At 49.3% G+C, this 13,815-nt stretch carries 9 protein-coding genes and 1 pseudogene; 4 read left to right on the top strand and 6 right to left on the bottom strand.

What is annotated here, in order from left to right; translation table 11 throughout:
- Nucleotides 1–202: 202 nt before the first annotated feature.
- Nucleotides 203–541, top strand: a complete 339-nt coding sequence (locus tag C2M36_RS12165) for a ribonuclease E inhibitor RraB (RefSeq protein ID WP_105255114.1) — start codon at nucleotides 203–205, stop codon at nucleotides 539–541.
- 30 nt (nucleotides 542–571) lie between these two features.
- Here the strand turns inward: C2M36_RS12165 and C2M36_RS12160 are convergent, their stop codons facing one another.
- The 3 genes from C2M36_RS12160 to C2M36_RS12150 all read right to left on the bottom strand — a co-directional run bounded on the left by C2M36_RS12160 (nucleotide 572) and on the right by C2M36_RS12150 (nucleotide 3,058).
- On the bottom strand, nucleotides 572–2,305 hold the full coding sequence (locus C2M36_RS12160) for a DEAD/DEAH box helicase (protein ID WP_234399167.1): 1,734 nt from the start codon (nucleotides 2,303–2,305) through the stop codon (nucleotides 572–574).
- Nucleotides 2,306–2,356: 51 nt separating this feature from the next.
- On the bottom strand, nucleotides 2,357–2,662 hold the full coding sequence (locus C2M36_RS12155; protein ID WP_105190341.1) for an H-NS family histone-like protein: 306 nt from the start codon (nucleotides 2,660–2,662) through the stop codon (nucleotides 2,357–2,359).
- A gap of 186 nt (nucleotides 2,663–2,848) precedes the next feature.
- Nucleotides 2,849–3,058, bottom strand: a complete 210-nt coding sequence (locus C2M36_RS12150; RefSeq protein WP_105190342.1) for a cold-shock protein — start codon at nucleotides 3,056–3,058, stop codon at nucleotides 2,849–2,851.
- Nucleotides 3,059–3,403: 345 nt separating this feature from the next.
- On the opposite strand from C2M36_RS12150, the gene C2M36_RS12145 reads away from it, so the two are divergent.
- On the top strand, nucleotides 3,404–3,952 hold the full coding sequence (locus C2M36_RS12145; protein WP_105255112.1) for a DUF4136 domain-containing protein: 549 nt from the start codon (nucleotides 3,404–3,406) through the stop codon (nucleotides 3,950–3,952).
- A 31-nt stretch (nucleotides 3,953–3,983) separates the two neighbouring features.
- On the opposite strand, the gene C2M36_RS12140 is transcribed toward C2M36_RS12145, so the two are convergent.
- On the bottom strand, nucleotides 3,984–4,232 hold the full coding sequence (locus tag C2M36_RS12140; RefSeq protein WP_105255111.1) for a YkgJ family cysteine cluster protein: 249 nt from the start codon (nucleotides 4,230–4,232) through the stop codon (nucleotides 3,984–3,986).
- A 129-nt stretch (nucleotides 4,233–4,361) separates the two neighbouring features.
- Here C2M36_RS12140 and C2M36_RS12135 point away from each other — a divergent pair, with 129 nt between their 5' ends.
- Together C2M36_RS12135 and C2M36_RS12130 are read left to right on the top strand one after the other, a co-directional pair.
- Complete coding sequence (locus tag C2M36_RS12135) at nucleotides 4,362–5,534, top strand: efflux RND transporter periplasmic adaptor subunit (protein ID WP_105255110.1); 1,173 nt, start codon at nucleotides 4,362–4,364, stop codon at nucleotides 5,532–5,534.
- Between the two features lie 3 nt (nucleotides 5,535–5,537).
- Nucleotides 5,538–8,699, top strand: a pseudogene (locus C2M36_RS12130) (efflux RND transporter permease subunit).
- Nucleotides 8,700–10,057: 1,358 nt separating this feature from the next.
- Here C2M36_RS12130 and greA read toward each other — a convergent pair.
- Entirely contained in the window at nucleotides 10,058–10,534 is a 477-nt protein-coding gene (greA, locus tag C2M36_RS12120) for a transcription elongation factor GreA (RefSeq protein ID WP_105255108.1), read from the bottom strand.
- Nucleotides 10,535–10,583: 49 nt separating this feature from the next.
- Nucleotides 10,584–13,802 carry a carbamoyl-phosphate synthase large subunit gene (gene carB, locus C2M36_RS12115; RefSeq protein WP_105255107.1) on the bottom strand — a complete coding sequence of 1,073 codons (3,219 nt, stop codon included), beginning with the start codon at nucleotides 13,800–13,802 and terminating at the stop codon, nucleotides 10,584–10,586.
- Between the last annotated feature and the right edge of the window lie 13 nt (nucleotides 13,803–13,815).

Raw genomic sequence — 13,815 nt, 5'->3', positions numbered from 1 at the left:
TTGTATTTCAAAACTCGAGCCTGTTTGCTTGGGGCGTTAGCCCACAGAGGCTATAAAGATCAACAAACGCTCTTAATACTTAAGTTTATCACCGCTGGCCTGAGCCAATCACTAATGACGACGAAAAATTTCACTCAAGTGGCTTTTTATTTTTAGTAAGATATTAGACAATCGTAAGATTAACGCTTACATGAGATAAACGATGCACTTTCCAGACGACGACACAGGCCAAATTTTGCAACAAATGCACGAGCAAGGCGTCGACTTGACGCAACTGCACAGCGTCGATTTCTTTTTGTTGTTTGAACAACAAGCGCATGCACAAGGTTTTATCGATGCCCTGGCCCATGCCGAGGTCGCGCCAAAAGCCAGCCTCAGTACCTGCCCGGATACCGGTGTGTTCGAAGTGAAGGCCAGCATTACCATGGTGCCCGAGTATGAGCTTATCAATAACATGGAAGCCTATTTAGAAAGCCTGGCCGACAAACATAACGGCTATGGCGATGGCTGGGGCCTGCTGGACGAAAGCAGCGCCGAATAATAGCGCCCCTAACGTTAAGCGCAAAGCCTATCAACGACTATAGGCTTTGCGATAACTTCCCTGATAATCAAACAGTTTCTCACTGACCTGCCAACCGTATTTTTTCGACTTACGGGCGATCACAAAATCCGGCCAACCCAAATGCTGTTGCTGTGCCACAACCTGCTCGCTACTGCGCCACTGATTAACGCCAGGTGCATTATGACGCTTACCGTATTGGCGATTGAACAAGGCCAACACCTTGGCATTTGCAAGGTCGTACACTTCCGATACCTCGGCTCCGTCCTCGTCATAATAGGTAAGCTTAAGCTTACCCTGCGCTGTTTGCTCACAGCTTAAACCGCTGCAACGCAGCACCAGGGCGTCTTTCAGGTTTAGCGCCTGACGCAGCTTATCATCCGGGTCCACCAACTGATGCTCACAGCTATGGCATCTGCGCGCGGCAATATCATTTTCGCTAAAACACTGGGGACATTCTTTAAATTTAAAACGGTAATCGCATTGTTGCTGCTCTTCGCCATCGTCCAATAACCCCTGACAACGGCGGCCGTAATGCTCAATAACCTGACCCGCCGCATCCTTTTTCCCCCAAAACACGTTGGCAAAACCACAGCCGGGGCAAAGCACCTGCACCGGCTCACAATTTGGGTCCGGACGCTGCATCCCCACCTCGGGGTGATGAATATCAAAGCCGTTACCGGCATAGTCTATTACCAAGCATTCCTGCTTATCGGCACATAAACGAAGCCCACGGCCAATAATCTGCTGATACAGACTGACCGACTCCGTCGGTCGTAACAAGGCAATAAAATCAACGTGGGGAGCGTCAAACCCTGTAGTTAAAACAGAAACATTCACCAGATATTTAAACTCCTGTCGCTTAAAGCGGGCGATGAGGTCATCGCGCTCTGCTGCAGGCGTTGCACCAACGATAATATGGGCCTGACCGGATGGTAAATAACGGTAAATTTCTTCGGCATGGGCAACGGTGGCGGCAAAAATCATCACCCCGCGCCGGTTATCACTTTGTGCTATCACGTCCGAGATAATGGCCTTGGTGGCACGCGTACTCTGTTGCAATAAGGCATTTAGATCCCCTTCACTGGGCGGTGTAGCGCCATGTAGCAAGGCGGAAAAGTCATAATGCTGCACCGCCGCATCAACAATACGTGGCGGTGTTAGATAACCCTTATTGATTAAATAACGCAGCGGCAATTCGTAAATACAATCGCCAAATGGCGCATCACTTGGGCCACGAACAAATCCATGGTAATGACGATGATATACCCAACCACTGCCAAGCCGGTATGGCGTCGCGGTCAAACCCAATACTTTAAGTTGTGGGTTTATTTTCTGCAGAGCGGATATAACCTGAGCATATTGACTGGTTTGCTCTGTGCTGACGCGGTGGCACTCATCGATGATCACTAAAGAATAGTGGCGCTGTAACTTATCTATACTACGAGCCAATGATTGAATACTGGCAAACGTGACCTGCTCGTTTAAGTTTTTATCATTTAAACCCGCAGAGAAAATACCCGGTGTTAAACCCATGTCACGAAATTTATTAGCGTTTTGTTCAACCAACTCTTTAACGTGAGTCAATACCAGGATGGGATAACGGGCTAATCGGGCCAGCTCGGCAATGACCAGGCTTTTACCCGCACCGGTGGGCAAAACAATAACGGCCGAGCGCTGTGATTTACGAAAATGCGCTAGGGTATTGTCGACGGCTTGTTGTTGATAGTCTCTGAGTGTATACACTGCTGACACCCAAAAAAGGAAAGGTCCATTGCTGGACCTTTGGGTTTACGGTTATTTCGCGAGGTATTTAGTGAGGTCTACATCCTGAAACGCTTTAGGGCGTTTACCACGGCCGGACCACTCCACCATCTTTCCTTCAAACTCGCGACGATACTTAGGCTCTACCTTAGTACGCTTGTCCTGGGTCACATCAACAATATCTTCCACACTGAGCCCTTTTTCCTTCATCAGTTGTAGAACTTCCTGTTTCGCTTTTTCTTGCTGTTGCTGATTATCGAGCGCAGTGTTCAGAATATTAATTGCTTTTTCCAACTCATTAATAGACGCCGATTTGGCAAATGCTCTGATTTCTCTCACTGTGATCTCTTATATACTTTAAATGTGGAAATAAAATAATAATTGAAGATCAGTGATATATCAAAGTAATTATATTAATTAATGACTTAATAGCTGACTAGATAATGTTGGCGTGGCGCCAGGGGGAAGAAGTGAAGCCGAAACGGCTCCACTAATTATTAACTCTAGGACAGAGTCAATAAGGAATTAAACCGGAGTTACATTTTCCGCTTCTGGTCCTTTCTGGCCTTGTTTAATGCCGAAAGAAACCTGTTGGCCTTCGCTTAGAGTACGGAAGCCTGAACCATTGATCGCGCTGAAGTGAACGAATACATCTGGGCCATTTTCTTGCTCGATAAAACCAAAGCCTTTTGCTTCGTTAAAAAACTTTACTTTACCGTTTACTTGATCTGACATACTAAAGTGTTCCTGTAAGTCAATTTCTATTACTCGCCTGAAACCAGGCACTATCCTCCCTGAGCCAGTGTCGCTACCGCTAGGGTCCGGTACAGGACTAAACGAGGTTAGTCACACTTACAGCGTAGGCCGCACAAAACCGTCACATTAAACGCATTAACTCAAAGCAGTTCCTAGACTACCATAGAAAATATTAATAAGCTTTAAATTATTTGAAATTCACAGTAATGACATATTCGGGGATTTGCCCCCTTAAAAGGGCCGAGGTTCTGTATATTTCCCAAGCGATTATGATATGTTACTGACAAACATAGATTCTTGTAGCCAGATATAAAGGAGCGGTCGATGAAGAATTTACTTATAGCGGGTGTGGTTTTGCTGTTGAGCGCCTGCGCCTCGGGCCCGGACTTTGACTACGACAAGTCGGTAAACTTTGCTCAATACAAAACCTTTGCCTGGTTTCCCGATGCCAGCCTGACCAACGCCACCAATAATTATCAAATTAGCGAATTAATGGAGCGTCGCGTTCGACAAGCGGTGAATGATGAGCTTAGCGCCAAGGGCATGAGTATGGTGGCTGCGGACCAAGCGGATGTGCTGATCAACTACCATGCCTCGGTAGAGAAGAAGGTCGATGTCGATACCTTTACCACAGGCTATAGCGCCCGTTGGGATTACTGGGGCATGGGCTACAATGTGCAAACCACCACCCGCGAGTACCAGGTGGGCACCTTAGTGATTGACGTGGTCGACCGCGCTTCTAACCAACTGGTATGGCGCGCCGCCAAAGAAGGCCGTTTAAAGAAAAATCAGACGCCAAGCGAGCGCACCGCGGTCATTCGCGAGTCGGTTGCTGAGATTTTCAGTAACTACCCGCCAGGCACGAGCCAATAATATCTGCATCCACTTGCGGTGCTTACTGCAGTTAGGTAAGCGCCTCAAGTTGGGTTATTCTCCACATCGCCTCGGCGTTATTGCTGCCACACACGTCTTCACACGCCTTAAATTGTAAACACACCGCCGGCCGCGACGGGTCGCCAAACAACTTGCACAAATTATTTTTGTCTAGCTGGACACATCGTTGCCCTGCTTTCTTACCCTTGGGCATACCGGGTATGGGGCTGGAAATACTAGGCGCAATACAGCACGCACCACACCCTAAACGACAATTCATATTCGACCCCTAAAACAAACGCGGTCGCCATTTTAACAGATTACATGCTTTGTTACATATTACACATACCTGTAAACATGATTGCCGCTACCATATAGCCTGTCATCGAACTATACAGGGAGCTGCATTGTGGCCAGCAAAAAACAAATACTATTACCTATTGGTGTATTGGGAGTGTCAGTGGCACTTTTCGCCACCTTTATGGCAATGAAAAAGCCACCGGAGCAAAAACAACAGGAAAACATAGCCCCACTGGTAGAGGTCACCCCGGTCAACCTGACCGATGTCACCATGCAAGTGCATTCCTACGGCGAGGTTATGGCGCAAGAACAAACCGAACTGGTTGCTCAGGTGTCCGGTCAGGTGGTGTCTATCGCCGAACAGTTTGTTAAAGGTGGCTTTGTAAAACAAGGCGATGAGCTTATTCGCATCGACCCCAATGACTATGAAGCGGCCCTTATTGAAGCCCAGGCTGGCTTAGCGCAAGCCCAATCGGCGCTAGAGATAGAACAGGCACAGGCCCATGTGGCAAAAACCGAATGGCAACGCATTAAAGACAATGCCAATGCGGTGATCCCCTCGGAGCTCTATTTACGTAAGCCTCAGCTTGCAGAAAAACTGGCGAAATTCCGCGCCGCTCAAGCCCAGGTTAAACGCGCCAAACGTAATTTAGAACGCACCTCAATTCGCGCCCCATATGACGCCCTGGTCACGGCGAAGAAAATCAGCCTTGGCAGCGTAGTGAACCCAGGTAATGTGCTGGGTCAAATCGATGCCACCAGCATTGCTAAGGTACGTTTACCGGTAGCCAACCAGGATCTGCAATACCTGATCGATGGTGGTATTGGTGCCAAGGTTACCCTGACCAGCGAAGTGGCCGGTAAAATGCGCACCTGGCAAGGCTCCATAGTGCGTAACGAAGGCGTGATCGATAAGCGCTCGCGCATGACCTACTTAGTGGCCTATGTAGAGCAGCCCTATCAGCAGGCTCACCCACTGCGCTTTGGTGCCTATACCAATGCCCGCATTGTCGGTAAAAGTGTACGTGATGCCGCCATTGTTCCCAGCCATTTGATCAAGGACAACCGCATCGCCCTCATTGATAATGAAATCAAGCTGATGTTTAGCGACCTTGAAGTGATCCGCGAGCAAGACGGCATGGCCTATGTGACCGCCGGTCTGCAAAGCGGCCAGCAAATTATTACCTCGGCGCTGGAATACCCGACGCAAGGCATGCAACTGCGCTTAGACGAGCAAGAGCCTAAAACGGCGCACACGCAATTAGCGCTGAAGGAGGACTAAGCCATGGTGCAAAGCACAGAAAAAGGCTTGATCGCCTGGTTTGCCCGCAACCCGGTAGCCGCCAACCTGCTGATGGTGATCATCATAGTAGGCGGTATTCTCAGTGCGCTTTCTATTCGTAAACAGGCGTTTCCTCAATTTGAGAGTAACTGGCTCAGTGTTCAGGCCGTGTATCCCGGTGCTGCTCCGCAAGAGGTGGAAGAAGGGATCACCATTAAAATTGAGGAGTCCCTGCAAGGTTTAGAGGGCATAAAACGCCTTATCACCTATTCGAACCGCAGCTTTTCGCAAAGCTGGATTGAGGTTGATGAAAACTATGACTCGCAGGAAGTTCTTGACGAAGTCAAAATGCAGATTGACTCCATCTCCAGCTTCCCAGCGGAGATGGAGCGCCCTAATATTCGCCGCGAAAAATTTACTCAAGAGGTGATGATCCTCGCCCTGTATGGCGATATGAGCAATTACGATCTCAAGGAGCTTGGTAACAAGCTGCATGATGAGATGCGTGCTTTGCCTCAGGTCAATCTCGTTAATTTTAATTCGGGATTGGATTATGAAATAAGCATTGAGGTCAGCCCGGACAAGCTACGCGAATATGGCCTGACGTTCCGTGATATCGCCAGTGCCGTTCGTAACTTCTCGGCCAATATGTCGGCAGGCCAAATCCGCTCCGATAATGGCTATATTTCCATGCGTGTGGAAAAACAAGCCTATCGCGGCGGTGAGTTTGAACGCCTTCCTTTATTAACATTAGAAGACGGCGCCCAAGTATTTTTAGGTGATGTAGCGACCATACAGGATGGCTTTGAAGAAGGCCTGCAATATTCAAAATATAACGGTAAAAACTCCCTGATTTTTGAAGTCCGTGCGTCAAAAGATCAAGATGTCACCCGTGTTGCCGATGTGATGGACGCCTATTTAGAGCGTAAAAAGTCGGAGCTTCCCGAGGGCGTCACACTGGCCCCCATGATTGACATCACATACTACCTTGAAGGTCGTCTCGACATGATGATCGAGAATATGATTTGGGGTGGTATCTTGGTCATGCTGATGTTGGCCTTGTTCCTGCGTATCCGTCTCGCTTTCTGGGTGATGATGGGTCTACCCGTCTCCTTCCTAGGTGCCTTTTTAATGATGCCGGTAGGCTTTTTAGACGTCACCATAAACCTGGCTTCCCTGTTTGCCTTTATTCTGGTGCTGGGGATCGTGGTGGACGATGCCATCGTCGTCGGTGAGTCGGCGCACGCCGAAATCGAGAAACATGGTCACAGCCTGGATAACGTGGTGCGTGGCGTAAAACGCGTGGCCGTACCTGCCACCTTCGGGGTATTGACGACCATTGCCGCCTTCTTACCGCAAACCTTGGCCAGCGGCCCGGGAGCTGCGTTCTCTAAAGCCATCGGCGGCGTGATTATTCTGTGCCTATTGTTCTCCCTGGTGGAATCCAAATTAATTCTCCCGGCTCACCTGGCGGCCATGAAGAACCGCCCTGTTAATCCGCGCAACCCCTTGCACCGCTTACGTAACAAGATTGACGGCGGCCTACAGTATTTTATCGAGCGAGTATACCGCCCTGCTGTGCAGCGCTGTATTCACTATCGCTATACCGTGATCGTGGGCTTCTTTGGCATCCTGATCGTCAGTGCCGGCTTGTTCGCCGGTGGCTTAATCAAGTTTGTTGCCAACCCGAAGATCCCTCATGACTTCCCAAGTATTAACATTGAGATGAATTTGGCCTCGTCGGAAACAGCAACCCTGGATACGGCCAAAAAGGTTGAACGTGTGGTCATGGACGTGGAGAAAGTCATCGAGCAACAATATGGCATGCCCATGGTTAAGGATATCTCCCTTAATATGCAAGGGCGCACCAACGCACGCTTAATGATGGTCTTGGTAGAGCCGCACCTGCGCCCTATCGACACCTTCGCACTCAGTGCCTTGTGGCGTGACAATATGCCGCCGCTGCCGGGGATGAAGTCAATGACCATTAACGACAGCATTATGAATGGCGGTGGTGGCCGTGATGATGGTGATATCAGCTTCCGCCTCGAAGGCAATGACGCCGCCGAGTTGAAAGAAGTAGCCGGCAAATTGAAAGAAAAGCTGGCCACGCTCAATGGTGTCGGCGATATCAATGACTCTATGTAAAGTGCGACCGATGAAGTACAGCTGGATCTGAAACCCATTGCCTACAGCCTGGGCCTGACCTTGGCCGATGTTGCCTCACAGGTAAACTTCAGCTTCTACGGCCTCGAAGCTCAGCGTATTCTGCGTGATGGCGAAGAGCTCAAAGTCATGATCCGCTACCCCATTGAAGAGCGTAACTCTATCAGCGAAATCAATGACGTGCGCATTATTACTCCGGCCGGTGCGGAAGTGCCTTTAGCAGAAATAGCCACAGTCAACCTGGTTGACGGGGTAAACCGCATACGTCGTGAAAACTCTAAACGTACGGTTAATGTCTGGGCTGCCGTAGACACCAATCAGGCACAGCCGTTTGAAATTGCCAAGCAAGTGCGCGATGAGTACCTTCCGGCGCTATTGAAAAACTACCCTGGCGTGCAGAGTAATGTCGCCGGTCGAGTGCAAGAAGAAATGGATAGCGTCGCCGAGCAACGCCGTGATCTCGCCTTATCGCTGTTGATCATCTTTGCGCTGTTGGCCATCCCACTGCGCTCCTACTCGCAGCCGCTGCTGATTATGTCGGTGATCCCCTTTGGTGTGGTCGGTGCCGTGTACGGTCACGTTATCCTGGGTATGACCATGAGCAGCCTGTCCTTCTTCGGCATTATCGCCGTGGCCGGTGTGGTGGTGAACGACTCACTGGTGATGGTTGACTATGTGAACAAGGCACGCGCCCAGGGCATTGCTATTAAACAGGCGGTAGTAGAAGCCGGTTGTAAGCGCTTTAGGGCCATTCTACTGACCTCGATCACCACCTTTATTGGTTTGGTACCCATCATTATGGAAACCAGCTTGCAGGCACAAATCGTGATCCCCATGGCGGTATCGCTGGCCTTCGGTGTGTTGTTCGCCACAGTGATCACCCTGGTGCTGATCCCTTGCCAATATGTGGCATTGGAAGACTTTAAACGCGGCCTGCGTAAACTCTTAGGTAGGGCCCCTAAGGTAGAAGCAACGCCAGAACTAAAACAGCAAAGTTAAGTACTTGGTATTTATCCCAACCAGAAAAGCCTTGCCCCACGGCAAGGCTTTTTTTATGCCTCAAGATTAATTAAACTTTGAATTGGTTCTAGTGCCAGAACAACGCCCGCATAATGGGCGGATTAAGCTTGGCTAAAATTAGCGAGGAACGAGCGTCAGCCAAGCTTAAGACGTCCATTCATTAATGCGTTTGTTAGGTAGCTACGCCAACTCCAACTTGTGTTCTGCATACGCGTCGAGAGCAAGAGCTGTTTTATTTTCGGTGCACCATTTAGAAAGTTGAGTATGAATGCTGTCCCAGTGCTCATGCGACCAATCAGGCGCCACCAACGCCCAACGATCTTTTGCGGGTAAATAAACCGTAGGCGTGCCCATCGCATAATCTAAAATGAACTCACCTTGAGCGCATCGGCAAACCAACTCCTCTTTCCATCGGGGCAAAAATTCATAGGGTATATGCATAATTTCCAGTGCTACCTAACAACATCTTAGTGCGAATTCCCGGTTAAGGAAGTTATCCACAACCTAACCTTTTCCCACTAATAAAATTTTTATTTAATGATAGTAATAAGTTAGCAGGTGTTTTTCTCGCGAGCAATGAAGAAGTAATTAAGTAAAGCGAGTCGTTACTTATTCGAGCCTTGCTTGGCTCGCTATGTAATTTATTTTCCCAGTGAATATCAGAAACCTATCTCTTATCACCACATAACCGAGCCGGTTTGTGTGTTACATAGCGTGCCAGAACAACCACAATTGACACATTTTTACTTATCTCTCTTTGAAAAAGGCTTACGGCACTAATACGAAATAACAGGTATGGATCTCCCCGTTTAGATTCGCGCTGGAGAAATCAGATTTTGTTGTGGATTGTGCTGTTGATAGCGAGGGCGACGGGTGACCGAAGCCTTGCTTAGCAGCACCCGGAGGTGGAGGCATGGATGCCGACAGGATCACGGCTTCATGGATGAATTGTTCTAAGGTGATTGATACTTAAATCGCATCAACAGCTATGCGCAGCGTTTAACAAAACGCTGAGTTCGCAAGCATAAGCGAATCACGGGTGCCCTAGGAGTTCCAAGAGGGCGACGAGTGACCGAAGCACCGCTTCGCAGCGCTCGGAGGTGGAGGCAGGGACGCCGTAACTTCGTCACGAACAGGAACTCAGCTTCATGGACGAATTACTGCACTGAGGTTATACACTCCCTCTAAGCCGGCGTCGGCGGCCCGACAAAAATTGTCAGGCTGCTAGGTAACAGCTCCTGCGTTACTCTAGTACCGGCCATCCAAGGCGGCAAAGCCTGACCTACAGGCATAAAAAAACCCGCTTTTAAGCGGGCTTTTAAACACATCAACGAAGGTTAGATATATTCAATCTCAGTGATTTCATACTCTACCGTACCATTGGGTGTTTCTATATTCACACAGTCGTCCAGTTCTTTACCGATCAGGCCGCGGGCGATGGGTGAGTTTACAGAGATTAAGTTGTTCTTAATGTCCGCTTCATCATCACCCACAATGCGGTAAGTCACTTCAGCATCCGTGTCTACATTGACAATGGTCACAGTCGAACCAAAAATCACCTTACCATTGTTAGGCATTTTCGTTACGTCAATGATTTGCACATTAGACAATTTAGCTTCAATTTCTTGAATACGTCCTTCGCAAAAACCTTGCTGCTCGCGAGCGGCATGATACTCGGCATTCTCTTTGAGGTCGCCATGTTCACGCGCCTCGGCGATATCAGCGATGATTTTTGGCCGAGTGACTGTTTTTAATTCGTTTAACTCTGCACGCAATAACTCGGCACCGCGTGTGGTCATTGGAATCTTTTGCATAATATTCCCACTTACAGCAAGCCGCAGCGCAAGCGCTGCGGCCTATTGCTTAGTTAATTCGTTGGTGTAACTCTTGAACTGACGAGACACTACCACGGTCATCCGCAGAGTTTGCTGTACAGTTAGCAAATGCCGCGTTTAATGTTGTGGTGTAGTTGGTCTTGTGCATCAAGGCGCCACGACGTAAAACCTTAGAGTCTTCAATCGCTTGACGACCTTCTGTGGTATTAACGATATAGCTGTATTCACCGTTCTTAATGCGGTCAAGGATATGAGGACGACCCTCGAATACCTTGTTTACACGGCGAACTTCGATGCCTGCATTTTCAAGCGCCTGAGCGGTGCCTGAGGTTGCGTCTAGTTCAAAACCTAATTCGATCATGGTCTTAGCAAGCTCAACGATACGAGCTTTATCACCATTGCGAACCGATAGTAACGCGCGACCACCACGTGGTAAAGCATTACCTGCACCTAGCTGGGCTTTAGCGAAGGCTTCGGCGAAAGTATCACCTACACCCATTACCTCACCGGTAGAGCGCATTTCTGGGCCACGAATTGGGTCAACACCTTGGAACTTAGCGAAAGGAAGTACCACTTCTTTCACACTGTAATAAGGAGGGATGATTTCTTTGGTGATGCCTTGGCTCGCAAGAGACTGACCGGCCATACAACGGGCCGCCACCTTAGCAAGAGCAACACCGGTTGCTTTTGATACGAAAGGCACGGTACGTGCAGCACGCGGGTTTACTTCGATTAGGTAAACCTGACCGTCTTTAACCGCGAACTGCGTATTCATCAGACCTACTACACCTAACTCAAGGGCCATATTACGTACTTGCTCACGCATTACGTCTTGGATTTCCTGGCTTAGGGTATGTGCTGGTAGTGAACAGGCCGAGTCACCCGAGTGAACACCCGCTTGCTCGATGTGCTCCATGATACCGCCGATGATTACTTCGGTGCCGTCACAGATAGCATCAACGTCAACTTCGATGGCGTCGTCTAGGAAGCGGTCAAGCAATACCGGCGCTTCGTTAGAAGCAGATACCGCTTCTGTCATGTAGCGACGCAGGTCGTCTTCATCGTAGACGATTTCCATCGCACGACCACCTAGTACGTACGAAGGACGTACAACCAGTGGGAAACCGATTTCTTTTGACCTAGCTACCGCTTCTTCTAGTGAAGTTACCGTTGCGTTTTCAGGCTGAAGCAGGTTCAAACGCTCAACCATTTGCTGGAAGCGCTCACGGTCTTCAGCACGGTCGATGGCGTCTGGTGAAGTACCAATGATTGGCACACCGTTCGCTTCTAGTTCACGGGCAAGTTTAAGAGGTGTTTGACCACCGTACTGCACGATAACGCCTTTCGGCTTCTCAACGCGGACGATTTCAAGCACGTCTTCAAGCGTGATTGGCTCGAAGAATAAACGGTCTGATGTATCGTAGTCGGTAGAAACGGTTTCAGGGTTACAGTTAACCATGATGGTTTCGTAGCCGTCTTCACGCATAGCAAGGGCCGCGTGAACACAACAGTAATCGAATTCGATACCTTGACCGATACGGTTAGGTCCACCACCGATTACCATGATTTTGTCTTTGTCAGACGGTGCCGCTTCACACTCTTCATCGTAGCTTGAGTACATGTAAGCCGTGTCTGAGCTGAATTCAGCCGCACAGGTATCTACGCGCTTGTATACAGGCAAGATTTCAAGCTGGTGACGCTTCTTGCGGATTTCCGCTTCAGATACACCGGCGAGTTCTGCGATACGCGCATCGGCGAAACCTTTGCGCTTCAGGCGACGTAGGAAGTCTGCATTAAGACCGGCAAGACCCACTTCTTCGATCTTCTGCTCGTCTTTGATGATGTCTTCGATTTGTACCAGGTACCAGCGGTCAACCTTGGTAAGGTTGAATACATCTTCAACGCTCATGCCGTGACGCATAGCATCGGCGATGTACCAGATACGCTCGGCACCTGGCTCACGAAGTTCGCGAGTGATCTTCTCGATTGCGCCCTTCTCGCCCACTGGCAAGATAGGGTTAAAGCCAGTCGCGCCTACTTCCAGGCCACGAAGCGCTTTGTGTAGTGATTCTTGTTGGTTACGGCCAATCGCCATGACCTCACCTACCGACTTCATCTGAGTGGTTAGACGGTCGTTAGCACCGGCAAACTTTTCAAAGTTGAAGCGAGGGATCTTAGTTACTACATAGTCGATTGACGGCTCGAACGACGCAGGAGTAGCACCGCCTGTGATGTCGTTTTGCAGCTCATCAAGAGTGTAACCCACAGCCAGCTTGGCTGCGATTTTCGCGATTGGGAAACCCGTTGCTTTTGAAGCCAGTGCCGATGAACGAGATACACGCGGGTTCATCTCGATGATAACCATACGGCCGGTGTTAGGACACACACCGAACTGTACGTTCGAACCACCGGTTTCAACACCGATTTCACGCAGTACCGCCATAGAGGCATTACGCATGATTTGGTATTCTTTGTCGGTCAAGGTTTGCGCTGGCGCTACCGTGATTGAGTCACCTGTGTGTACACCCATAGGGTCGAAGTTTTCGATAGAACAGACGATGATGCAATTGTCGTTTTTGTCGCGAACAACTTCCATCTCGTACTCTTTCCAACCCAGTAAGCTTTCATCGATTAACAGCTCGCTCGTTGGTGATAGGTCAAGACCGCGAGTACAGATTTCTTCGAACTCTTCCATGTTGTAAGCAACACCACCACCGGTACCACCCATGGTGAAAGAAGGACGAATAATACAAGGGAAACCGATACGCGTTAGGGTATCGTGCGCTTCTTCCATTGAGTGGGCGATTTCTGCGCGCGGACACTCAAGGCCGATGTTTTTCATCGCTACGTCGAAACGCTCACGGTTCTCTGCCTTGTCGATGGCATCGGCGGTTGCACCGATCAGCTCAACGCCGTGCTTAGCCAGTACACCGTGCTTGTCTAGGTCAAGGGCACAGTTCAATGCGGTTTGACCACCCATGGTAGGCAGTACCGCATCCGGCTTTTCTTTTTCAATGATTTTTTCTACCACTTCCCAGTGAATCGGCTCAATATAGGTCGCATCAGCCATTTCCGGGTCGGTCATAATGGTCGCCGGGTTCGAGTTAACCAGGATTACACGGTAACCTTCTTCTTTTAGCGCTTTACAGGCTTGAGCACCTGAGTAGTCAAACTCACAGGCCTGGCCGATTACGATCGGGCCCGCGCCTAAGATAAGAATGCTTTGAATATCAGTACGTTTTGGCATTATTACTCCGGTC

This window comes from Pseudoalteromonas sp. T1lg75 (assembly GCF_002964705.1).
In the GTDB taxonomy this organism is placed as follows: Bacteria; Pseudomonadota; Gammaproteobacteria; order Enterobacterales; family Alteromonadaceae; genus Pseudoalteromonas.
Note: the sequence above shows the minus strand (reverse complement) of the source record. Positions and strands in the feature narration are given on the sequence as shown.